Source organism: Streptomyces sp. NPDC059499 (assembly GCF_042749285.1).
Lineage (GTDB): Bacteria > Actinomycetota > Actinomycetes > Streptomycetales > Streptomycetaceae > Streptomyces.
The window spans coordinates 649,791-673,302 of record NZ_JBHYTT010000003.1; the positions used below are offsets into that span (position 1 = coordinate 649,791).

The following is a 23,512-nucleotide window of genomic DNA, read 5'->3' on the forward strand; positions in this document are numbered from 1 at the left end:
GTCCGCTTCTTCTTCCGGTTGTGCCTGCCCCGCGGGACGGGGGTTGTCATTTTCTACTGTGCGCCTTCTTGTTGGACCACCGGTGGGGCCGAGGACTCTTCGGGCGGGGGCGGGCTCGACTCGGCCGGCCCGGGGTCGGTCGACGGCGGGGGGCTGGCGGGCTGTGTCTCGGAGGCCGACGTCCCGGGAGCGGGCTGCGTGGCGACGCCGTTGCCCCTGGACGGGGATTTGCTCGCGGAGGCCGAGGCAGCCGCACCGGACGAGGCCGGACCGGCGGACGCGCCGCCGGAGGCGGTCGCAGTCGTACTGGGGCCGGGACCGGAAGCGGTGGAGCTGGGCGTGGGCCCGGGTGTCCCGGCCACCGATCCCGTGCCGTCGCTCGGGGCGGGCCGGACCTCCACCTCGCCCGACTTCTTCTCCTCCTGTCCGGAGAGAGGGAGCCAGGGAGCGCTGGAGTTGCCGCCGATCACCGCGACGACCAGGGTCACCGCGTAGACGGCGCAGATCGCGGCGAGTATCCAGCCCAGGCGCCGGTACGTCTTGCTGCGCCGGCCGCTCTCGTCGACGAAGACCGGACCGTCGGCACTGTCCGGCGGAGTCGGTTCAACAGGCAGTTCGGAAAGCTGCCGGCCGAGTCCGTCCAGCTGGACCGTGACGTCGTTCGGCTCGTGCGTGTGCCCGGTACGGGTACCTTCGCGCCAATTTTCCACAGGTGTTCGCACTTCCCCCACTCAATGAGTCGGGTGCGCGCGAATGACTGGATTTCTGCCGTCGGACCGGGCCCCCACCCTGTCCGTACGCCCCCACGCGGTGCACCCGGAAACATTGAATGTAGCGCACGCCGGTGACCGTCAGGCTCCCCTGTGAGGTGTTGTTCATGAACGGTGACGCATGAGTGACACATCGGCTTCGGGCAGCCACGAATCGGGTGGCCTGACCATCCATCCTTCTGTCGCAGCCAGTTCGGCCGCGGCAGCCCGTAGCGCGTCCAGACCGGGGTGCCTCGCCCCGGTGCGCCACACCAGCAGCAGCGGAGACAGCGGAACGGGACGGACCAACGGGCGCACCACCGCCCCCGGCAGCGGCGGGAAGTCGACGACGGTCAGGACGGGATGCCTGGACTTGGCCATCACCCGTTGAAATTCAGCCACTCCGACGGCGAGCGGAGCCGGTGGGGCCAGCTCGATGCCCCACTCACCGAAGAGCCGGGCGGCGAGCTCGGTCCACTCCCGGGTGCGCGTATTGCCCGCCCCCGCGTAGACGGTCTCCCCGGACAGTTCGTCCAACGCGACGACCCGGTGCCCTGCGAGATGATGATCGTGCGGCAGCAGGACGGCCATCGGCTCGTACCGCACCGGCTGTACCGAGAGCCGGGAGAGGACGGCGGGCTCGAGCCCGGCCGCGCGGCCGAAGGAGGCATCGAGCCGCCCCGCGAGCACCTCGCCCGCCGCCCAGGTCAGACCGCTCTCGAAGCGGGCCATCAGTTCGCACTCCGGCGCGAGCTCCCGCGCCCTGGCCAGGACCCGCGCCGCGGTCATCCCGTCGATGTTGAGGTCGACGAGCAGCGGGCGGGCCGCCGGGTCGTCGAAGGCGGCGGCAAGCTCCGCGTGGGCGTCGAGCACACGCCGGGCGTACGGGAGGAGACGTTCCCCGTCCGGGGTGAGCGACACCTGGCGGGTGGTGCGCTCGAAGAGCTCCGTGCCGAGCTCGCGCTCCAGTCGGCGGATGTCCCGGCTCAGCGCCTGCTGCGCGACGTAGAGCCGGGCTGCGGCACGGGTGAAGTGCAGCTCCTCGGCCACCGCGACGAAGGCGCGCAGCAGCCGGGGATCGGTATCGGAGGTCGAGGAGACGGACACACGTCGGAATTTACAACAGCGGTGCGTGAATCTGTGCGGAGCAGGTGTTGGACGGCACGGACCACACGCGGTGAGGGTTGATCCGTGCTCCAGAAAACCGCTGCCTCCCCCGCAGGCAACCCGTACCTCCGTCTGCTCGCCACCCCCGGCGCCCGCGCCTTCACCGCGGGAAACCTCCTGGCCCGGCTGCCCATGGGGATGTTCAGCGTCAGCGCCATCATCATGATCGCCGGGGCGCACGGTTCGTACGCCCTCGCGGGTGCCGTCACCGCCACCGGCCTCGCCGCGACCGCCGTGGTCGCCCCCTGGACCGCTCGGCTCGTCGACCGGCACGGCCAGGCCAGGATCGCCGTGCCCGCCACCACGATCGCCGCACTCGGCTCACTCGCCCTGCTGCTCTGCGTGCACTACGACGCCCCGGTATGGACGCTCTTCGCCGCGTACGCCGCCACGTCCACCGCCCCCAACACCGGAGGCATGTCCCGGGCCCGCTGGGCTCATCTGCACCAGGGAGATCCGGCAACCCTGCACACCGCGAACTCCTTCGAACAGGCCGCCGACGAGCTGTGCTTCATGCTCGGCCCGGTACTGGCCGCCACTCTGTGCGGGGCGCTGTTCCCCGAGGCCGGCACCCTCACCGGCGCGATCCTCATGATGGCCGGCGTCCTGATCTTCGCCGCGCAACGGGCGACCGAGCCCCCGGTGGCGCCCCGCATCCGCGCGGCCTCTCCGCTGCGGACCCCCGGCATGCCCGCCCTGCTCGCGACCTTCCTCGCGACGGGTGCGGTGTTCGGCGCCCTGGAGCTCGTGACGATCGCCCACGCCGGGGGTGCGGTCCTCGCCCTCCAGGCGGGCGGTTCCTGCGTGGCGGGACTGCTGTACGGGTCGCTGCGCCCCGCCGTGGACGTCCGGGGCCGGCTGATGGTCTGCCTCGCCGCGATGACCGCGCTGATGTCGCTCCCCCTGATAGCCGCGGCCACGTCCGGCTCCTTGCTCGTCCTCGCGGGCTGCATGCTGCTGGCGGGTGCGGCGACGGCACCCACCATGGTCACCGTGATGACACTGGTGCAGCGGCTCACCCCGCAGGCGCAGCTCAACGAGGGAATGACGCTCTCGGTCACCGCACTGCTGGGCGGAGTGGCCGTGGGCGCCGCGGTCGGCGGCCGGCTGGTGGAGCACTCCGGGACGGTGACCGGCTACGCGGTGCCGATGTGTGCGGCGGCGCTGGCGCTGGTGGTGGCGGCGGCCGGGACACGCAGGGCCTGAACGCGGACGCACACAGAAAAAACGAGGACCCCGCTGCCAGCGGCAACGGGGTCCTCGTTCACATGGGAATTGTGGAGATGGCGGGAATCGAACCCGCGTCCAACGGTGCAGAACCAGGGCTTCTCCGAGTGCAGTTCGCTACGCTTTTCTCGGCCCCGGAGATCTCGCGAACAAGTCTCCGACAGGCCCAGTCACTGTTTGATTTCCCACCGAGCCCCGTGACCGGACTCAGTGGTTTAGTCCCCTAGATTATGCCAGGATCCGGGTCGGGAACACTCCCGGGCTGACACCCATTAAGGGTCCCTCACTCACTGCTTATTAGGCAGCGAGGGCGAAGGACTGGGAATCGCTCTTGGAATTGGCGATTATTGGTTGCGACATATGGTTAACGAGATCATTGCCGCTTCCTCGACTCGCTTCCCCTGCCTCGACATCCGCTGTCGAAACCGATCATCCCCATGTTGTTTTTTCAAATGCGCGCACCCTCTGTGAGGTGCACGGCCCATCGTACGTGACCGACGCATGCCGGGGCCACCCTATTACGACGGCTCCGGGGCGGGAGCCCGTACTACGCGCTCCGCTGGCGCCGGCGGACCGCGGAGATCGCGCGGTTCGTCTCCCGCGTGTCCTGCTTCTCCCGCAGCGTCTGGCGCTTGTCGTACTCCTTCTTGCCCTTCGCGAGCGCGATCTCGACCTTGACCCGGCCGTCCTTGAAGTACAGCGCGAGGGGCACGATGGTGTGGCCCGTCTCCTGCGTCTTCGACGCGAGCTTGTCGATCTCGGCCCGGTGCAGCAGCAGCTTGCGCTTCCGCTTGGCCGCATGGTTGGTCCAGGTCCCCTGCACGTACTCCGGGACATGGACGTTGTGCAGCCACGCCTCATTGCCGTCGATCTGGACGAAACCGTCCACCAGCGAGGCCCGGCCCATCCGCAGCGACTTGACCTCGGTGCCCATGAGCACGAGTCCGCACTCGTAGGTATCGATGATGAGGTAGTCGTGCCGCGCCTTCTTGTTCTGCGCGATCATCTTGCGCCCTGTGTCTTTTTCCTTGGCCATAGTGCGGTCATTTTCGCACTACGACCCACCCCCGAGGCCAATCAATACTGTCTCGGCCCGCTGCTGGGCCCTGGAACCCGCCCCGACGTCCGGTGTGATGCCGTGTCCTTCGACGCTGCGGCCCGCCGGAGTGCGGTACTGCCCTACGGTCAGCTCGGCGACCGAGCCGCCCGGCAGCTTGCTGGGCATCTGCACGGAGCCCTTGCCGAAGGTGCGCGATCCGACGGTCACGGCCCTGCCCCGGTCCTGCAGGGCACCGGTCAGCAGCTCGGCCGCGCTCATCGTGCCGCCGTCCACGAGGACGACCACGGGCCGGTCGGTGTCGCCGCCGGGGTCGGCGTAGAGGGCGCGCTGCTCGCCGTGCACGTCGTAGGTGGCGACGAGCCCGCCGTCCAGGAAGGCCGAGGAGGCCGTGACGGCCTCGGTGACCAGTCCGCCCGAGTTGGCCCGGAGGTCCAGGAGGATCCCCGCTTCCCCCGGGGCCGTGCGCACGGCGTCGCGGATCGCGGTGCCCGCGCCCTTGGTGAAGGCGGCGACCTTGATCAGCACGGCGGAGGAGGGCTCCCCGCCCAGCCGCCGCACGGTGACGGCCTGCGTGGCGAGCCGGGCCCGGTACAGGGTCTCGGTCCAGGAGCGCGCACCTCGCCGGAGCCCGAGGACCACGGAGGTGCCCTCGACCGCTCCCGAGCGGTCGCCGCGCAGCAGGGCGACGACGTCGGCGACAGGGCGCTTCTCGACCCGGCGGCCGTCGACCGTACGCAGCAGGTCGCCCTTGCGGACACCGGCCAGGTCCGCGGGTCCGCCCGGCTGGACGCCCGTCACGACGACATCCCCGCGGGCCGAGCGCTGCGCGGAGATACCCACTCCGGTGTACGAGCCGTCCAGTGCCTGCTCGAAGTCCTTGTACTCGCGCTCGTCGTACACCGCGCCCCAGCGGTCCCCGCTGCGGCTGACGACCTCCGCCGCGGCGTCCGTCCCGGACTTCCCGTCGGCCTCGGCGTCGGCCGCCGCCTCCGCGATCTCCTCACGGTCGACGGAACCGACGGTGGAGGAGACGGAACGGGTCTTTATCTCCGCCGCGGTGCCTTCCTCCCGCGGCAGGGACCCGGTGGCAGCGGCAGTGGCGAGCACGCTCGCGAAAACCAATGTCAGGGCCGCCCCGCGGTAGACACCGCGGGGGTTCAATCGGTGCGTGAGGCCCGGCATGGCGCCGAGTCTAGGACAACGCCCCGGCGCCACACGGCTCGTTGGCCGCATGCCGCACGGGGCGCTCGTCACACCTTGAGGTACTTGCGCAATGCGAAAAGAGCCGCAACTGCGGGCATCAGCAGGCCGATCGCGAGGACCAGCGGGAGCTTGCTGAGCACCGCTTCCCAACCGATGAAGTCGATCAGGTTCAGCTTCTCCTGGAGCGCGAGACCGCCGTCGATCAGGAAGTACCGGCCGGCGAGCAGCATCACGCAGGCGAGCAGACCGCCGATCAGTCCGGCGAACGCCGCCTCCATGATGAACGGCATCTGGATGTAGAAGCCGGAGGCGCCGACGAGGCGCATGATGCCCGTCTCCCGTCTCCGGCTGAACGCCGAGACACGCACGGTGTTCACGATGAGCATCAGCGCAATGACCAGCATCAGCGCCATCACGAACAGCGCCGCCATGTTCATGCCGTTCATCATCTCGAAGAGGTTGTCCAGGATGCCGCGCTGGTCCTGGACGGACTGCACCCCGTCACGGCCCGCGAAGGCCGTCGCGACCACCTTGTACTTCTGCGGGTCCTTCAGCTTGACCCGGAACGACTCCTGCATCTGGTCCGGCGTGATGTTGCCGGCCATCGGCGAATCGCCGAACTGTTCCTGGTAGTGCTTGTACGCCTCGTCGACCGTCTCGAAGAGGACCGGCTTCTCGACGGCCTCCATCTTCTCGAGATCGGCCTTGATCTCCTTCTTCTGCTGCGCGGTGACAGCACCCTTGGCGCACTTGGGTACGTCCTTGGCGTCACTCTTGTTGCAGAGGAAGATCGAGACGTTGACCTTGTCGTACCAGTAGGTCTTCATCGAGCTGACCTGCTCGCGCATCAGCAGCGCACCGCCGAACAGGGCGAGCGAGAGGGCGACGGAGACCACGACCGCGAAGGTCATCGTGAGGTTGCGACGAAGACCGACGCCGATCTCCGACAGGACGAACTGGGCGCGCATGGCGTCCTTTCAGTACTCGATGCTCGTGCAGGTGCTCAGTGCTGGTAGCCGTAGACGCCGCGCGCCTGGTCACGTACGAGACGGCCCTGCTCGAGCTCGATGACGCGCTTGCGCATCTGGTCGACGATGTTCTGGTCGTGGGTCGCCATGATCACGGTGGTGCCGGTCCGGTTGATCCGGTCCAGCAGCTTCATGATGCCCACGGAGGTCTGCGGGTCGAGGTTTCCGGTCGGCTCGTCCGCGATCAGCAGCATGGGGCGGTTGACGAACGCACGGGCGATCGCGACGCGTTGCTGCTCACCACCGGAGAGCTCACCGGGCATCCGGTCCTCCTTGCCCCCGAGACCGACGAGGTCGAGCACCTGCGGCACGGCCTTGCGGATCTCGCCGCGCGGCTTGCCGATGACCTCCTGCGCGAAGGCCACGTTCTCGGCCACGGTCTTGTTGGGGAGGAGCCGGAAGTCCTGGAAGACCGTGCCCAGCTGGCGACGCATCTGCGGCACCTTCCAGTTGGACAGCCGCGCAAGGTCCTTGCCGAGCACATGAACCATGCCCTGGCTGGCGCGCTCCTCACGGAGGATGAGCCGCATGAAGGTGGACTTGCCGGAGCCTGAGGAGCCCACCAGGAAGACGAACTCACCCTTCTCGATATCGAGAGAGACATCCCGGAGAGCTGGACGGCTCTGCTTCGGGTAGGTCTTGGAGACGTTGTCGAATCGGATCACGGATGCACCACGGTCGGCCGGGAGTAGGTGTGCGTGACCATACGCGAACCGGGCTGACGCGTGCAGTCGGCGTCCAGCAATGGGCGATATGTAACGGAACGCGACCGGGTACGAATCGGGGCGTGCCGGGCCTTGTCCGGCGGGCCGCGCCGAAACCGCCGCGAGCTGGCACAGTGGTAGGGGGAACGGTTGCGTTTCCCGGAGCGTTGTGCGGAGAGAAAGCGTATGCGGCTCCGCCGCGCGGGAGGAGGAAAGCGCATGACCTATGACCGACTGGTGTGCGCGAACTGCGCGGCTCCCATCAGCGAGGGCCGCTGCCGAGTCTGCCGGGCGAGCCGGGAGCGCATGCAGGAGGAGGGCCCGTTCGCGGGGCTGAATCCGGCGATGCTGATCGCCCTGATGGTGATCCTGGTGGCCGCCCTGGCACTGCTGGCGCACCAGGCCGTGTAAAGAGCGGGCCATGCGCAAGCAAGCGACAGCTGATCACTGAGCGTAGACATACCGGCGCGGAGTGATCCCTTCAGGCCCGGCTGTGCGCCCCGATCCATTCCGCCCGGCCGAACGCTGCCTGACAGGCGGGCCGGGGCGAGAACTCCCTACGCGGCCCCCTCCCGGCCGCCATGCACGCCCCCGGGCCGACGGGGCCCCTTGGCACTCCGTAGTCGCGCCACGGAGCCGGAGCCGCGCCTGACGGGCCCCACGGGTGCGTCCGCAGCGCCTCACAGGCCTCCAGGGGCGCGTACGGCGACTCCTGCCGCGCCCGAGGAAGCCCATACGGCAGCCGGCGCCACGACCCGACGCCCCCGCCACCCACACGCAGAGGGGCCCGGTCCGCGGGAAGCGGACCGGGCCCCTCTGTACGTACGTGCACCGTCAGCGGTGGCTAGGCGACCGTACGGCCGTTCACCAGGCGCGGAAGGATGCGGAAGCCGATACCACCGGCGATCATCGTCGCGGCGCCGAGCAGCAGGAACGTGGTCTCGGCCGCACCGGTCTCGGCGAGCTCGTCCTTGCCCTTGCCCTGCTCGACCGGCTGGTTGCCGACGCTGTCGGTGTCCGTGCCGGTTCCGTCGGTGTCACCGGTCGCGGAACCGGTGGTCCCGCCGTCGGCGCCACCATCGGCACCGCCGTCAGCGCCACCATCAGCACCGCCGTCAGCGCCACCATCAGCACCGCCGTCAGCACCGCCATCGGCACCGCCGTCAACGCCACCGTCAGCACCGCCATCGGCACCGCCGTCGACGCCACCGTCAGCACCGCCGTCAACGCCACCATCGGCACCGCCGTCGACGCCACCGTCAGCACCGCCGTCAACGCCACCATCGGCACCGCCGTCAACGCCACCATCGGCACCGCCGTCGACGCCACCATCGGCGCCACCGTCAACGCCACCATCGGCGCCACCGTCAACGCCACCATCGGCACCGCCGTCAGCGCCACCATCGGCACCGCCGTCAGCACCGCCGTCGGCGCCACCGTCAGCACCGCCGTCAGCACCGCCGTCAACACCGCCATCGGCACCGCCGTCGACCCCGCCGAGGAGACCGCCGTCGGCAGCATCACGGGCAGTCGCCTTGGCGCTGACGCCGGTCTCGTCGGCGTCCACACCGATACCGATTCCGAGGCCGAGGCCCGAGGCCTGAGCCGCACCCGCAGCGGTGAGCGAGGCTCCCGCGGCGATAACCGCGCCGGCGGCTATCCGCGCGACGAGGAGTCGCGTCTTCTTGGTCATCTGTTGCTACCCCCAGTAGCTGATCTTGTCGATGGAGCAGCCGTATGCGGTCCGCGGCCCTGCGGGGTCACACTCCGCGGGGCCACGCCGTACCGTGGTCATCCCGCCCGCCCCCGATCACACCTGTCCCAGACATACGCATGCTGCTCCAGCAGCCTGGCCAGAGTTAAGGACTACGTCAAGGCCGTTCCGGGGGATAAGCGTCGCTATGGGGGTTCTTGACGGCTATTCGGGACCACGACTGTGACGCATTCACCACACGGTCCCCTCAACTCACCTTCACGTGACGGGAGAACGAGAACGGGCCCGGGGGAGGTTTCCCTGCCCCGGGCCCGACTGCCGTACGGGTACGGCTACTTCTCGCTCTGCTTGCGCCAGCGGATCCCGGCCTCGACGAAGCCGTCGATCTCGCCGTTGAACACCGCTTCCGGGTTGCCCATCTCGAAGTCCGTACGCAGGTCCTTGACCATCTGGTACGGGTGCAGGACGTACGAACGCATCTGGTTGCCCCAGGAGTTGCCGCCGTCGCCCTTGAGCGCGTTCATCTTCGCCTGCTCCTCCTGGCGGCGGCGCTCGAGGAGCTTCGCCTGGAGGACGTTCATGGCGGACGCCTTGTTCTGGATCTGCGAACGCTCGTTCTGGCAGGAGACGACGATGCCGGTGGGCAGGTGGGTCAGGCGCACCGCGGAGTCCGTGGTGTTGACGCCCTGGCCGCCGGGGCCCGAGGAGCGGTACACGTCGACGCGGAGCTCGGACTCGTCGATCTCGACGTGGTCGGTCTGCTCGACCACGGGCAGCACCTCGACACCCGCGAAGGACGTCTGGCGGCGGCCCTGGTTGTCGAACGGGGAGATCCGGACGAGGCGGTGGGTGCCCTGCTCGACGGAGAGCGTGCCGTAGGCGTACGGCACCTCCACCGCGAAGGTGGTCGACTTGATGCCGGCCTCTTCGGCGTAGGCGGTCTCGTAGACCTCGGTCTTGTAGTTGTGACGCTCCGCCCAGCGCAGGTACATGCGCTGGAGCTTCTCGGCGAAGTCGGCGGCGTCGACGCCACCGGCCTCGGCGCGAATGGTGACGAGGGCCTCGCGCGCGTCGTACTCACCGGAGAGGAGCGTGCGGACCTCCATCTCGTCCAGCGCCTTGCGGACCGACTCCAGCTCGGACTCGGCCTCGGCCAGCGCGTCGGCGTCGCCCTCGTCCTCGGCGAGCTCGAAGAGGATGGAGAGGTCGTCGATGCGTCCGCGCAGGGCCTCGGTCTTGCGGACCTCTGCCTGGAGGTGCGAAAGCTTGCTGGTGATCTTCTGCGCCGCCTCCGGGTCGTCCCAGAGGGACGGCGCCGCCGCCTGCTCCTCGAGCGCGGCGATATCGGCCCTCAGCGCATCCAGGTCCAGGACGGCCTCGATCGACCCCATGGTCGAGGAGAGGGACTTCAGCTCTTCGGAAATATCGACGACTGCCACGGGTCCAGCCTAACGGCTGGACGGGTGAACCTGTTCCTCCCCCGTGACCGGGCCGTCCCGGGGGTGGTCCTCAGGGCGCCGCCGGCGCCGAATTCTCGGTGTCCTGGGGGGTCGCGCCCGCGTCGTCACCGCTCGTGGCGAGCCAGCCGCCCACCCCTATGGCCAGGCACAGGGCGACCACCGCGGCACCGAGGGTGATGCGGCGCTTGCGGACGGCCGCGGACTTGTTGCGTGCGGATCCGGGCCTCGGACGTCCCGGGGAGCGCGGGGCGCGGGCCGTGCCCAGGGGGCCGCCGGCCAGCTCGTCGGGGGCGGGGACGCGCATGCTCGTATGGGTGTCCCGGTTGGAGTCCGGGGAGGAACCGGGAACCAGCGGGACCGCGCCGCGGCGGCGCGGCTCGTCCTGGGCGGGTGTGTACTGCTGCTCGTCGTACATCTGCGGCTCGGCCTCGGCGTCCGGCTCGTCCACGTCCAGCGGAGGTATCCCGGACAGCAGCGGGAGCAGCTCGCGCAGGCGGACCGCGAGCTCGGAGGCGCGCAGCCGGGACGCGGGGGCCTTGGCCAGGCACTGGACCAGCAGCTGCCAGAGCTCCTCGGGGATGCCCGGGAGGGGGACGACCGTCTCGGTGACGTGGCGGCGCAGCACCGCGCCCGGGTGGCCGCCACCGAAGGGCGTGAAGCCCGCCAGGAGCTCGTAGAGCACCGTCGCGAGGGCGTAGATGTCCACGGCGGCGCGCGGCGGGAGGCCCTCGACGATCTCGGGCGCCAGATAGTCCGGCGTACCGATGATCTTGGTGGCCTTGGTGCGGCGCGGGGTGTCGATCAGCTTGGCGACACCGAAGTCCGTGAGCAGTGCCGGGTGCGAGCCCCCGGGGCCCAGGGGGCCCTCCATGTCGAGCAGGATGTTCTCCGGCTTGACGTCGCGGTGGACCACCCCGGCGCGGTGAGCGGCCGCGAGACCGTCGGCCACGTCCGCGATGATCGCCGCGGCGGCCTCGGGCGCGAGGCGGCGCTCCCGGTCGAGGCGGGTGCGCAGATCGGTGCCCCGTACGAGGTCCATGACCAGCGCCAGGTCGTTGCCGTCCACGACGAGGTCGCGCACGGCGACCACGTGCGGATGATCGAGCCCGAGCAGGGCTGTGCGCTCCTGCACGAACCGGCCCACGAGCTCCTGGTCGGACGCGAGGTCCTCACGGAGCAGCTTGATGGCGACGGGCCCCTCGGGCCCCTCGCCGAGCCACACCGTGCCGGCGCTGCCGCGCCCCAGAATCTGGTGGGCGGTGTACCGGCTGCCGATATTCCGTGCCAAGACTGCTCCCTCAGCGGCTGGCGTTGACCCCCCGGTCGACAAAGTTACGCGGCTACCGGGGTGTTGCGTGCCCTGGATGGCGCCAACCTTCACTTCTGCGGGCCAAATAGGCCCGCAGAAGTCGACAAAGGCACAGAGTGGGTGACGTTACTGGCCGCTGGGCGGCACGTCACCGCTGCTGCCGCCCAGATCCTCGAACCAGCCGGAGACCTTGGAGATCCCGTCCCCGATCGCCTCCCAGTACCCCTTGCCCTGGGCCACCCAGTCCTGCAGGGGCGTCAGTTCCCAGACCAGCCAGCCGGCCACGATCAGCAGCACCAGGGTGAACAGGCACCCCTTGAGGCAGCCGAGTCCGGGGATCCGCATCGGGTTGGAGCTGCGCTGCCTGGGCTGGCGCGGGGCCGGCGGCTGGGGCGCCGGCTGCTGCGGGGGCGCGTACTGCTGGCGCTGAGGCTGGTGTTGCGGCTGGTGCTGCTGCGGCTGGTAGCGCTGAGGCTGCTGCTGCGGGTACTGCTGGGCGCGCTGGGGCTGCGGGCGCTGCTGCTGAGGCTGCGGGGACTGTTGGCGCTGCGGGGGCTGCTGCTGGCGCTGCGGGCGGCGGCGCAGCGGGTCCTGGCTCGGGTCGAGGTACTGGACCTGGGTCTGCTCGTTGCGGTCGCGGGCGGCCCTGAGCTGGGACTGCCAGGGATGCGGCTCGTCGGGGGACGGGGCGCCGGCGGGACGCGGGGGCACGGGAGGCATGACCGCGGTCGGGTCGGCGTGGCCGCCTCCCGGGGTCTGCTGCATCACGCTGGTCGGGGCGGCCGGGTCGTAGGACCCGGCGTTGCTCGGCAGCACCTGCGTCGCATCGGCCGCCCCCGGGGTCTCCGGTACGGCGGCGGGCGCCGGATCGGGCGCGAGCAGGGCGCCGACGCCCTCGGCCGCGGCGATCTGCGCCGAGTTCGCGTGCACCCCGACACCCGCGCCGACGGTACGCAGGGCGCGCGCCAGGCTCACGGCGCTGGGCCGCTGGTCGGGGTTCTTGCGCAGGCAGCGCTCTATGACCGTCCACAGCGGCTCGGGAACGTTGCCGGGCCGCCTGGGCTCCTCGCTGAGGTGCCGGTGCAGCACCTCGAGGGCGGTGCCCCCGGCGAACGGCGGGCGTCCGGTGACCAGTTCGTACAGCAGGATGCCCGCGCCGTAGATGTCCACGGCGGAGGTCTGCGGACGGCCCTCGGCCGACTCGGGCGCCACGTAGGCGGGCGTGCCGACGAACTCATGGGTCCGGGTCAGGCCCGGGGAGTCAGCGAGGCGCGCGATGCCGAAGTCGGTGAGCATCGGGTGCATCGCACCGTCCCGCTCGTCGAGCAGCACGTTGGCGGGCTTCAGGTCGCGGTGCACGACGCCGTCGGCATGGCTGGCGGCGAGCGCGTCCGCGATCTGTGCGGTGAGCAGGGCAGCGGCGACCGGGGTGAGCGGGCCGTTCTCGCGCAGGTAACGGTGCAGGTCCGGGCCGTCGATCAGATCCATCACGAGGGCGAGCAGATCGCCCTCGACGACGAGGTCCCGGGTCCGCACGATGTTCGGGTGGGTGAGCCGCAGCAGCACGGAGCGCTCACGGAGGAACCGCATCACGACATCCGCGTCGTTGGCGAGCTCCTCCTTGAGGACCTTGATCGCGACGGTCTCGCCGGGCTGCCCGGCGACAGCCGCCTCGGCACCCGCGGTCTCCCGCTGGCGGGCTCGCCAGACGGTGCCCGTGGCGCCGCGTCCGAGCGGCTCCTCGAGCAGGTACTTGCTGCCGACTGGCCGCACGTCACGCGCTCCCTGCTGATCGTTGTGCTTGCGGTCCCCGGGCCCGCCCGGATGTTCCGGCCCACTCTAGTGCCGCCGTACGGGGCACCGGCGGGTCGTCCTCAGGTCGTGGCCGCCGCCGTGTCCGGGGAAGACGCACAGGCGGGACAGTTGGTTGCCGAACGAGTGTGCAGCACACCGCGGGCAGGACCAAGCAGTCACTTTTGCACGCACAGTCGGCCATTCAAGATCACTAAGCGGTCACCCCCGGGCGTGTTGTCAGTGGCAGGTGCGAGGATGCCTCGAGCACGGACCTGTGAGGTTGGGAACCTCGCGCTCCGTGACGACCTGTACCGGACGACGCGTCCGTGCCGGGTGGGGGGAATCACAGCGCACCACCCCCTGCCGGGCACCCGCGCAGAAGGGACCGATGACGGCGATGCAGATCCGGCTGACCGTCCTCGCGCCGCGCAGCGGCCAGACCCCCACGCGCGCCTGCGACGTGCTCGTCACCGCCCCCGCGGGGACGGCTCTCGCGGCTGTCGCCTCCAGCCTGGCCTCGGCGGTGTCCGGGCCCGAGGGCTCCCTGGGAGGCGGCGCCGTCGTGCTGTACGCCGGGCGCGAGCGGCTCGACTCGCAGCGCTGCGCCCTGGGTGAGCCGCCCCTGGTCGACGGCGCGGTGCTCTCCCTCCAGGTGCCCGGTGAGGACGAGACGGCGGACGACGCCGTCCCCGCGCAGCTGCACGTGATCGCGGGGCCCGACGCGGGCGGGGTCCATCTGCTGCACGGCGGGCAGATCCGGATCGGCCGCTCCGCCGACGCCGACGTGCCGCTCGACGACCCGGACGTGTCCCGGCTGCACTGCGCGGTGACGGTCTCCGAGGACGGCCGCGTATCGGTGGCCGACCTCCGCTCCACCAACGGCACCGCCCTGGACGGTACGGAGATCGGCGAGCGCCCGGTCCCACTGACCCCGGGCGCACTGCTGCGCCTCGGCGAGTCGACGCTCCGGCTCACCGCGGGCACCCGTACGCCGGCGCTGGCGACGGCACCCGACGGCGAGGGCCATCTGAGGGTCACCCGGGCGGACCCCCGGGGCACGGCGGGAGCCGGTGCGGGCATCCATGGGGACGGGGACCGGGAGGAGCACGGCGGCCGCGGAGGGCACAGCCATGCCTACGGCCCCGCCGCCGACAACTCCGGCCACGGCGCGGACGAGACGTACGGCGACACCCCCGCGGGACACGGCGAACACCGCAGCGGACCGGCCGTCGCCCGGCCGCAGCCCGCCCACGGCCGCGGCGACGCCCTCCCCGAGGGCGACGCCCCGCGCCGCGCCGGCATAGGTGCCTGGGCGCGGCGACTGACCGGCGGCAAGGGCGACCCGGGCAACGGGGCGGCCGGTGGGCCGCCTCCGGCCCACGGCGCCGAGCAGGACCTTCTCGGCCCCTCCGTGGGCCCACGCGTTCCCTCGGCCCCGGCAGGCACCTGGCCCGACCCCGCGACCGTTCTCCTCACGGCGCTCGGCCCCGGCCCGCGCCTGTGGGAGCGCGACGCGGCCCACCCGGAGGCCCTGGTCGTCCGGCTGGGGACGACGGAGCGGGCCGACCTGCCTGCCGTGCCGGTCACCGTGGGACTGCGGGAGGCCGGTTCGCTCGGGCTCGCGGGCCCCAGGGCACGACTGTCCGGACTCGTCCGCTCGACGGTGGCGCAGCTCGCCGCGCTGCACTCCCCCTTCGACCTGGAGATCGTGCTGATCAGCACGGACCGGACCCGCGGCACCGACGAGCGGCGGCGGGAGTGGTCCTGGCTCGGCTGGCTGCCGCATCTGCGCCCCATGCACGGCCAGGACTGCAGGCTGCTCCTCGCCTACGACAGGGAACAGGCCGAAGCGCGTACGGCCGAGCTGGTGCGCCGCCTGTACGAGGGGCCCCTCGGCCCCGGCTGGGCGAGCGCGGACCGCGCCGCGGTGGCCGAGGCCGCCCGCCACCACACGGGGCCGTACACGGTGGTCATCGTGGACGGCGACCCGGGATCGGCGGCGCTGCGCGAGAGCACGGCCGCAATGGCCGGTGCGGGGGCGGCGGCCGGGATCCATCTGATCTGCCTGGCCGAGACCCCGGCGGCTTCGCCCACCTCTCCGGTGGCCGCGACCTACGACACCGCGTGCCGGGCCTCGATCGCCTTCCGCGAGTGCGGGGCGGTCGGCATGCTGAGCGGCGACGTGGCGACGGCGTTGCGGCTGCTGCGTACGGCGGGCGGCCAGGCCGCCGGGCACGGCACCGTCGCCGCGGTGGACGCGGTGTCGGCGGCCTGGGCGGAGCGGTTCGGACGCGCCCTGGCCCCGCTGCGCGACGAGGGTTCGGCCGCGCTGCCGGGCAGGCCCGTGGCGGCGGCCGCGCTGCCCCCGTCCGCCCGGCTGCTGGACGAGCTGGGCCTCGCCAGGGCCACCCCGGCCTCCCTGATGGCCCGATGGGCGTCCACGGCGGAGCAGCAACCGGGTGCCACGGTGCGCACGGCCGCCCCCGCGGGCGCGGACCTGGACCCGACGGGTTCCGGCCGCACCCTGAGCACCGGCCCCCGGGTGGGGCAGCAGCGTGCGGCCTCCGACCCCGGGCACACGCCGTTCCGGGGCAGCGGCCCCACCAGCTCCGGGTCGGGGCGTTCCGCGTACTCCCAGGCGACCGGCGTGCCCGAACAGCGGCGCGAGGCGCAGGCGTCCGCCGCGGCCGTGTCCTCCGGCTATGCCGGGCGGCCCGTGATCGTGCTCGGCGCCGGGCCCCGCGGCCCCCTCTCCGTCGATCTGGCCGACGAGGGGCCGCACCTGCTGGTCGAGGGACCGGCCGGCAGCGGCCGTACGGAACTGCTGCGGGCCGTCGCCGCGTCGCTGGCGTCCGCCGCCCGGCCCGACCGGCTCGGCATCCTGCTGATCGACGGGGCGGGCGGTGAGCACGGGGAGCGCGGCGAGGGTCTGCGCCCCTGCACGGAGCTGCCGCACGTGTTCACGCACCTGGTCGCCTCCGACCCCGTACGGATGCGGGAGTTCGCCCAGGCGCTCGGCGGCGAGCTGAAGCGCCGGGCCGAGCTGCTCGGCCCCCTGGACTTCACCGCGTGGCACACGCGGTACGAGGAGGCGCAGGCACTCGTCGGCCGCCGCCCCGCCGACATCGTCGAACAGCGCGGCGACATCGAATCACCCGCCAGCGGCACCCTGCGGCTGCGGACCACCGCCCGGTCCACGGATCCCGGCCCCTCTCCGCTGCCCCGGCTCGTCGTCCTGGCCGATGACTTCGACGCCCTGGTCGCCCCCGCGCTCGGCAGCCCCGGCCGCCCGGCAGCGGGATCCGTCGTACGGGCGCTGGAGGCCGTGGCCAGGGACGGCGGACGGCTCGGTGTCCATCTGGTGGCCACCTCCGCCCGCCCCGACCGCACCGAGGACACGGAGCTGGCCCGCGGGGCCAGGCTGCGCATCGTGCTCGACCCGCCCGTCGTGCCGCCGTCACCGGACGAGGCCTCACCGGGCCGTGGCCGACTGGGCCATCCGGACGGGAGGGTCACCCCGTTCCAGGGCGGCCGGGTCACCGGCCGCATCCCGCGGACGGCGACGCTGCGGCCCACCGTCGTCCCGCTGGAGTGGGAGCGGATGGGTGATCCGCCGACCCGGCGCCCGGTCCGTGAGCTGGGCAACGGGCCGACGGACCTGGCTCTGCTGGCCAGCGCCCTCGAGCGGGCGGCCCGTTCGGTGAACGCCGAGCGGCTGCCCCCGCTGATCCCGTTCCCCGCATCGCCGTCCTGAACCCCGTCCCCACGTCACCCGTCTGGACCCCGTCCCCGTGTCGCAGTCCTGAACTCCGCACCCCTTCAAGCGCATTGGCCTCACGTCACGAGCCCATCACGATCAACCGGTTGAGGCGGAGGGTGGTATTGCGGCGCCCGTACACCCGGCGTAGGACTGTGCGCACGGACGATGTGAACCGCACGATGTGTGACGTGAGCAGCACCCGCAAGTCCCACCGTTGGTGCCGGTCCGCGCACATGCGCGCAGGAGAGACGGGGACGGAATGCGCACAACCCTTCGAATGCGTAGGGCCGCACTGGTGTTCACCGCGATCGGGGCACTGGCCCTCACCGGATGCGGTGACGGCGACGGCGCCAAGGACAAGGCGGGCGAGGGCTCGGGCAAGGAAAGTCCGTCGAACGTCGAACTGCCGAAACTGGACGGCGAGAAGGTCTCGGTCGCCGCGGTCTGGACGGGGCCGGAGCAGGCCAACTTCACCAAGGTGCTCGACGAGTTCGAGAAGCGCACGGGCGCGACGGTGACCTTCGTTCCGGCGCAGGACCCGATCGTCAACTTCCTCGGTACGAAGATCGCGGGCGGCCAGCCCCCGGACGTGGCGATGATCCCGCAGGTCGGCGCCATCCAGCAGGCGGTCGCGAAGAAGTGGGCGAAGCCGGTGGGGGCCGAGGCGAAGGCCCAGCTGAGCAAGAACTACGCGAAGGTCTGGCAGGACCTCGGCACGGTGGACGGCACCCAGTACGGCGTCTACTTCAAGGCCGCCAACAAGTCCCTCATCTGGTACAACGCCGCGGCGTTCGAGAACGCGGGCGCGAGTGAGCCGAAGACCTGGAAGGACTTCCTGGCCACCGCCGAGACGGTCTCCGCCTCCGGTGTCACCCCCGTCTCCGTCGGCGGCGCGGACGGCTGGACGCTCACCGACTGGTTCGAGAACATCTACCTCTCGCAGGCCGGCCCGGAGAAGTACGACCAGCTGGCCAAGCACGAGATCAAGTGGACGGACCCGTCCGTCAAGGACGCGCTGACCACGCTCGCCGAGCTCTTCGGCAAGCCGAGCCTGATCGCGGGCGGCGCCGACGGCGCGCTGCAGACCGAGTTCCCGGCGTCCGTCACCCAGACCTTCACCGGCGGGGACCAGCCCAAGGGCGCGATGGTGTTCGAGGGCGACTTCGTCTCCATCAACATCGCGCAGACCAAGGCGAAGATCGGTACGGACGCCAAGGTGTTCCCGTTCCCGGCGGTCGGCGCGGACTCCCCCGTGGTGACGGGCGGTGACGCCGCCGTGGCGCTCAAGGACAGCAAGGGCGCCCAGGCGCTGCTGACCTGGCTGGCCTCGACGGACGCGGCGAAGATCTGGGCCGAGGCGGGCGGGTTCATCTCGCCCAACAAGAGCCTGGACGTGGCCGCGTACCCGAACGACGTGCAGCGCAAGATGGCCGAGGCGCTGATCGCGGCCGGCGACGACGTCCGGTTCGACATGTCCGACCAGGCGCCCCAGTCGTTCGGCGGGACCCCCGGGAAGGGTGAGTGGAAGACACTCCAGGACTTCCTGAAGAACCCGAAGGACATCGCGGGGACTCAGGCGAAACTGGAGTCCGACGCGGCCGAGGCGTACAAGAGCTGACGGGATGACCACAGCGACCGCGGGGGGCGCCGGAGCGGTGCCCCCCGCCGACAAGCGTCCTGACGGCGGGCCGAAGCCCGTACGCACGCGCAGGAGCGTGACCGGCACCCGCAGGGTGTTCGCGGCGGCGTTCCTGCTGCCCGCCCTGGTACTGCTCGGCGCACTCGTCGTCTATCCGATCGTGTACTCCGTCTACCGGTCCTTCCTCGACCAGCCGGGCACGGGCTTCGCGGGCATCGACAACTACACGTCGCTGTTCACCGACGACACCATCCGTACCGCGGTCGGGAACAACCTGATCTGGATCGTCCTCGCGCCGACGGTCTCCACCGTGCTCGGGCTGATCTTCGCGGTGCTGACCGAGCGCATCCGGTGGGGCACGGCGTTCAAGCTGATCGTCTTCATGCCCATGGCCATCTCGATGCTGGCCGCGGGCATCATCTTCCGCCTGGTGTACGACCAGGCGCCGGAGCGTGGGGTCGCCAACGCCGTGGCGGTGGGCGTGCACGACACCTTCGCCGAGTCGTCGGGCTTCCCGAAGGCACATCCGCTGCCCGTCCATCCGCTGAAGGCGGGCGGCGGCGGTTCCTTCGTCACGAAGGAACCGGTACGGGCCGGCACCCCCGTCCAGCTGCCGCTGGTCGGTGTGGCACCCGCGAAGATGCCGGGCGACGCCGAACCGGCGAAGGCCGCCACCGCGGCGGACGGGAAGATCACCGGCACCGCGTGGCTGGACTTCACCAAGGGAGGCGGCGGAAAACCCAACGTCGTGGACCCGAAGGAGTTCGGCCTGAAGGGCATCACGGTCGAAGCGGTCAAGGACGGCAAGGTCGTCGCCTCCGCGACAGCGGGCGCGGACGGCGTGTTCACCCTGCCCGCATCGGCCGACGGCGCGGAGCTACGGCTGCCCGCGACGAACTTCCGGGAGCCGTACAACGGGGTCGACTGGCTCGGCCCGTCCCTCGTGACACCGGGGATCATCGGCAGCTACGTCTGGATGTGGGCGGGCTTCGCGATGGTGCTGATCGCGGCGGGACTGGCAGGTCTGCCGCGCGAACTCCTCGAAGCGGCCCGGGTGGACGGCGCCAACGAGTGGCAGGTGTTCCGCCGGATCACCGTCCCGATGCTCGCGCCCGTCCTCGCGGTGGTGCTGGTCACCCTGATGATCAACGTCCTGAAGATCTTCGACCTGGTCTTCATCATCGCGCCCGGCTCCACCCAGGACGACGCGAACGTCCTCGCGCTCCAGCTGTACCGGTCCTCGTTCGGCACGGACGCGGACCTCGGGGTCGGCAGCGCCATCGCCGTGCTCCTGCTGCTGCTGGTGATTCCGGTGATGCTCTTCAATGTCCGCCGGATACGCAAGGAGGGGCGCCGATGACCACGACCGAGCCGGTAAGGGCCACAGAGGTCCCCGTTGCCACGGCCGAGCCGGTGAGGACCAGGCCGTCCCTCGCCTCGCGGGCAGCGGCCCGCGCGGGCGGCGGTGTCATGCGGGTCTTCCTCGTCCTGGTGGGCCTGTTCTGGCTGATGCCGACCATCGGACTGCTGCTGTCCTCGCTGCGCGGGGCCGAGGACATCGCGGCCACCGGCTGGTGGAAGATCTTCACCGCCCCCTCGGAGCTCACCTTCGACAACTACCAGCGCCTGCTGGACAACTCGGTCATCACCGATTCGCTCCTCAGCACGGTACTGATCACCGTCCCCACGACGTTCCTGGTCGTGGTGATCGGCTCGCTCGCCGGATACGCCTTCGCCTGGATGGAGTTCCCCGGCCGCGACTGGTGGTTCCTGGTGGTCGTCGGACTGCTGGTGGTCCCCGTGCAGGTCGCGCTGATCCCGGTCTCCGAGCTCTTCGGCACCATCGGGATCTTCGAGACGACCTTCGGCGTGATCATGTTCCACACGGCGTTCGGCCTGCCGTTCGCCATCTTCCTCCTGCGGAACTTCTTCGCGGAGATCCCTCGCGAACTGCTGGAGGCCGCACGGCTCGACGGAGCGGGCGAGATCCGGCTGTTCACCCGCGTCGTGATGCCCCTGGGCGGCCCGGCGATCGCCTCGCTGGGGATCTTCCAGTTCCTGTGGGTGTGGAACGACATGCTCGTCGCCCTGATCTTCGCGGACTCGGAGTCCCCGCCGATCACCGTGGCCCTGCAGCAGCAGGTCCGCCAGTTCGGCAACAACATCGACGTCCTGGCGCCCGGCGCCTTCGTGTCGATGGTCATCCCGCTGGCGGTGTTCTTCGCCTTCCAGCGGCAGTTCGTCTCCGGCGTGATGGCGGGCGCCGTCAAGTAGCGGCACCCCGGCACCACACCATCGACGTACATACGTTCGTCAACCTCGCGACGGCCCGGTCACTCCTGACCGGGCCGCCCTACCTCGTACTTCCCCCGAATGCCACATCCGGCGTAACCAAGTCACTCCATCGGCCGTTTGCGGGCCACCTGCCCGCCCGCGAGCGACCCCTGGATGTGTTGTGCCCCGGTTCAGTGTCATCGTGCCCGCGTACCGGGTCCAGGCGTATCTGCACGCGTGTCTCGACTCCGTGCTGAACCAGTCCTTCAAGGACTACGAAATCATCGTGGTCGACGACTGTTCACCGGACGCCTGCGGCCCGATCGCCGACGAGTACGCCTCCCGCGACCCCCGGGTCAGCGCCGTCCACCTCCCGCACAACTCCGGTCTCGGACCGGCCCGCAACGCCGGGGTGGCCAGGGCGAACGGTGACTACCTGCTCTTCCTCGACGGCGACGACACCTTCGCCCCCGAAGCGCTGCAGACCATCGCCGACCGGCTCACCGCGACCGGCGACCCCGATGTCCTGGTCTACGACTACGCCCGCACGTACTGGTCGGGCGAGAGCGTACGCAACACCTTCGCCCAGCACCTCGCCGAGACCGGACCCGCCTCCTTCCGGCTCGCGGAACGCCCCGAGCTGCTCAAGGTCCTGATGGTCGTCTGGAACAAGGCCTACCGCCGCGAGTTCATCGAGGCCGAGGGCTTCACCTTCCCGCCCGGCTACTACGAGGACACCCCCTGGACCTATCCGGTGCTGATGGCCGCCGGATCGATCGCCGTCCTGGACGCGGTCTGCGTCGGATACCGCCAGCGGCGCCGGGGCAACATCCTCTCCACCACCACCCGCAGGCACTTCGACGTCTTCGAGCAGTACGAACGGGTCTTCGACTTCATCGACGCACGGCCCGAACTCGCCGTCTGGCGACCGGTGATGTTCCGCCGGATGCTCGACCACTTCTCGACGCTGTTCACCTCCCGCGGCCGGCTCCCCCGCGGCACACGGGGCCAGTTCTTCCGCCTCGCCCGCGCCCACTGCCGCCGCTACCGCACCCCGGGCGCCCCCGTACCGCGCCGCGCCCGGCTGCGGCACGCGCTGTTCCGGCTGGGCGCCCACCGCACCTACCGCGCTCTGTGGTCCGCACAGCAGCTGCGCGGCCGGCTGCGCCGCGGTACGGCGGCGCTGCGCCGGGTGGTGCGCGGGGCCGTCCTCCAGCTGCACTACCGCGTCCAGCTGCGCCTTCCGGTCCGGCCCTCGGACGCGGTGTTCGCCGCCTACTGGAACCGCGGCTACACCTGCAGCCCCGCAGCCGTCGAGGAGACGGCCCGCGCACTGGTCCCCGGGCTGCGCACCTCCTGGATCTGCCGCCCCGAGGACGCGCACACCGTGCCGGCGGCCACCCAGGTGCTGCACCCGGGAACCTTTGCCTACTGGACGGCCCTGGCCCGCTCCAAGTACCTCGTGAACAACGTCAACTTCGACCGGCGGCTGGTGAAGCGCCGCGGCCAGGTGCTGCTGCAGACCCATCACGGAACGCCCCTGAAGACGATGGGCATCGACCTCGTGCACCGTCCCGCCGCGGCCGGCTCCATGGACTTCGGGACGCTGCTGAGCAACGTCGACAAGTGGGACTTCTCGCTCTCCGCCAACCAGCACTCCACCCTCGTGTGGGAGCGGACCTACCCCTCCGGCTACACCACGCTGGAGTACGGCAATCCGCGCAACGACGTCTTCCGCCGCACCGGCCCCGCCCGGATCGCGCAGCTCCGCGAGAGCCTGGCCGTCCCGGCGGGGAGCACCGCCGTCCTGTACGCCCCGACGCACCGCGACTACCGGCGCGACCAGGAGCACACCCTGGACCTGGACCAGCTCGTCCGCGTCCTGGGCCCGCACTTCGTGATCCTGGCCCGCTCCCACTACCTGGACACCGAATCCGCGGCCCGCACCATCGCCGGACGCACCCCTCACCCGCAGATCATCGACGTCAGCGCCCATCCCTCCGTCGAGGAACTCTGTCTCGCCTCGGACGCACTGATCACGGACTACTCGTCGCTGATGTTCGACTACGTCAACCTGGACCGGCCGGTCGTCCTGCACCTCGAGGACAGCCAGGCCTACGAGGCGGCGCGCGGCACCTACTTCGACCTGGAGGGTTTCCCGCCGGGAGCGGTGGCGCGCAGCCAGGACGAGCTGCACGAGATCTTCGCCACGGACCACTGGCGCGGCCCGCGCTCGGCGCAGCGGCGGGCGGCGTTCCGGGCCCGGTTCTGCCCGTACGACGACGGGCACGCGGCGGAGCGGGTGGTGCGCCGGGTCTTCCTGGGCGACACCTCGGGGCTGCCGCTGCCCCTGCCGACGGGCGGCCGGGGCCCCACGGGGGTGCCCCGGCAGGTGACCGTGCGGGAGTACACCAACGGGTGAGG

The 23,512-nt window shown here is 71.1% G+C and carries 17 protein-coding genes and 1 other RNA gene; 8 read left to right on the forward strand and 10 right to left on the reverse strand.

The annotated features are described in order from the left end of the window. Positions 1 to 53: 53 nt before the first annotated feature. Entirely contained in the window at positions 54 to 710 is a 657-nt protein-coding gene (locus ACFW9O_RS11675) for a hypothetical protein (protein ID WP_384607747.1), read from the reverse strand. Positions 711 to 875: 165 nt separating this feature from the next. Continuing rightward, the gene (locus ACFW9O_RS11680; protein WP_384607749.1) at positions 876 to 1,856 is read right to left on the reverse strand and encodes a LysR family transcriptional regulator; all 981 of its coding nucleotides are present in this window, start codon (positions 1,854 to 1,856) and stop codon (positions 876 to 878) included. An 84-nt stretch (positions 1,857 to 1,940) separates the two neighbouring features. On the opposite strand from ACFW9O_RS11680, the gene ACFW9O_RS11685 reads away from it, so the two are divergent. Further along, complete coding sequence (locus ACFW9O_RS11685) at positions 1,941 to 3,122, forward strand: MFS transporter (protein WP_351176911.1); 1,182 nt, start codon at positions 1,941 to 1,943, stop codon at positions 3,120 to 3,122. Between the two features lie 69 nt (positions 3,123 to 3,191). Here the strand turns inward: ACFW9O_RS11685 and ssrA are convergent. The 5 genes from ssrA to ftsE all read right to left on the reverse strand — a co-directional run bounded on the left by ssrA (position 3,192) and on the right by ftsE (position 7,099). After that, positions 3,192 to 3,580, reverse strand: a transfer-messenger RNA (tmRNA) gene (gene ssrA / locus ACFW9O_RS11690). Positions 3,581 to 3,690: 110 nt separating this feature from the next. Continuing rightward, on the reverse strand, positions 3,691 to 4,179 hold the full coding sequence (smpB, locus tag ACFW9O_RS11695; protein WP_351176908.1) for an SsrA-binding protein SmpB: 489 nt from the start codon (positions 4,177 to 4,179) through the stop codon (positions 3,691 to 3,693). Between the two features lie 18 nt (positions 4,180 to 4,197). After that, entirely contained in the window at positions 4,198 to 5,385 is a 1,188-nt protein-coding gene (locus ACFW9O_RS11700; protein ID WP_384607754.1) for a S41 family peptidase, read from the reverse strand. A 68-nt stretch (positions 5,386 to 5,453) separates the two neighbouring features. After that, entirely contained in the window at positions 5,454 to 6,374 is a 921-nt protein-coding gene (ftsX, locus tag ACFW9O_RS11705) for a permease-like cell division protein FtsX (RefSeq protein WP_351176902.1), read from the reverse strand. A gap of 35 nt (positions 6,375 to 6,409) precedes the next feature. Further along, positions 6,410 to 7,099 carry a cell division ATP-binding protein FtsE gene (ftsE, locus tag ACFW9O_RS11710; RefSeq protein ID WP_014046319.1) on the reverse strand — a complete coding sequence of 230 codons (690 nt, stop codon included), beginning with the start codon at positions 7,097 to 7,099 and terminating at the stop codon, positions 6,410 to 6,412. A 258-nt stretch (positions 7,100 to 7,357) separates the two neighbouring features. On the opposite strand from ftsE, the gene ACFW9O_RS11715 reads away from it, so the two are divergent. Both ACFW9O_RS11715 and ACFW9O_RS11720 read left to right on the forward strand, forming a co-directional pair. Further along, positions 7,358 to 7,549: a hypothetical protein gene (locus ACFW9O_RS11715; RefSeq protein WP_329210455.1), complete on the forward strand. Its 192-nt coding sequence runs from the start codon at positions 7,358 to 7,360 to the stop codon at positions 7,547 to 7,549. Between the two features lie 415 nt (positions 7,550 to 7,964). Beyond that, positions 7,965 to 9,053 carry a hypothetical protein gene (locus ACFW9O_RS11720; RefSeq protein WP_384607758.1) on the forward strand — a complete coding sequence of 363 codons (1,089 nt, stop codon included), beginning with the start codon at positions 7,965 to 7,967 and terminating at the stop codon, positions 9,051 to 9,053. Between the two features lie 131 nt (positions 9,054 to 9,184). Here the strand turns inward: ACFW9O_RS11720 and prfB are convergent, their stop codons facing one another. The 3 genes from prfB to ACFW9O_RS11735 form a co-directional block, all read right to left on the reverse strand. Beyond that, on the reverse strand, positions 9,185 to 10,291 hold the full coding sequence (gene prfB / locus ACFW9O_RS11725) for a peptide chain release factor 2 (RefSeq protein WP_329210451.1): 1,107 nt from the start codon (positions 10,289 to 10,291) through the stop codon (positions 9,185 to 9,187). 70 nt (positions 10,292 to 10,361) lie between these two features. Then, positions 10,362 to 11,600: a serine/threonine-protein kinase gene (locus ACFW9O_RS11730; protein WP_351178709.1), complete on the reverse strand. Its 1,239-nt coding sequence runs from the start codon at positions 11,598 to 11,600 to the stop codon at positions 10,362 to 10,364. A 147-nt stretch (positions 11,601 to 11,747) separates the two neighbouring features. Next, positions 11,748 to 13,394 (reverse strand): serine/threonine-protein kinase, encoded by a 1,647-nt coding sequence (locus ACFW9O_RS11735; RefSeq protein ID WP_384607763.1) that lies wholly within the window; start codon positions 13,392 to 13,394, stop codon positions 11,748 to 11,750. Between the two features lie 418 nt (positions 13,395 to 13,812). Here ACFW9O_RS11735 and ACFW9O_RS11740 point away from each other — a divergent pair, with 418 nt between their 5' ends. The 5 genes from ACFW9O_RS11740 to ACFW9O_RS11760 all read left to right on the forward strand — a co-directional run bounded on the left by ACFW9O_RS11740 (position 13,813) and on the right by ACFW9O_RS11760 (position 23,510). Continuing rightward, positions 13,813 to 17,169, forward strand: a complete 3,357-nt coding sequence (locus ACFW9O_RS11740) for an FHA domain-containing protein (RefSeq protein ID WP_384607864.1) — start codon at positions 13,813 to 13,815, stop codon at positions 17,167 to 17,169. 265 nt (positions 17,170 to 17,434) lie between these two features. Then, positions 17,435 to 18,793 (forward strand): ABC transporter substrate-binding protein, encoded by a 1,359-nt coding sequence (locus ACFW9O_RS11745; RefSeq protein WP_384607765.1) that lies wholly within the window; start codon positions 17,435 to 17,437, stop codon positions 18,791 to 18,793. Positions 18,794 to 18,797: 4 nt separating this feature from the next. Beyond that, entirely contained in the window at positions 18,798 to 20,174 is a 1,377-nt protein-coding gene (locus ACFW9O_RS11750; RefSeq protein ID WP_384607767.1) for a carbohydrate ABC transporter permease, read from the forward strand. Further along, positions 20,171 to 21,088 carry a carbohydrate ABC transporter permease gene (locus ACFW9O_RS11755; RefSeq protein ID WP_384607769.1) on the forward strand — a complete coding sequence of 306 codons (918 nt, stop codon included), beginning with the start codon at positions 20,171 to 20,173 and terminating at the stop codon, positions 21,086 to 21,088. Before ACFW9O_RS11750 ends, ACFW9O_RS11755 begins: the two co-directional genes overlap by 4 nt. Before the next feature lie 181 nt (positions 21,089 to 21,269). Then, positions 21,270 to 23,510, forward strand: a complete 2,241-nt coding sequence (locus tag ACFW9O_RS11760; RefSeq protein ID WP_384607771.1) for a CDP-glycerol glycerophosphotransferase family protein — start codon at positions 21,270 to 21,272, stop codon at positions 23,508 to 23,510. Positions 23,511 to 23,512 lie beyond the last annotated feature (2 nt).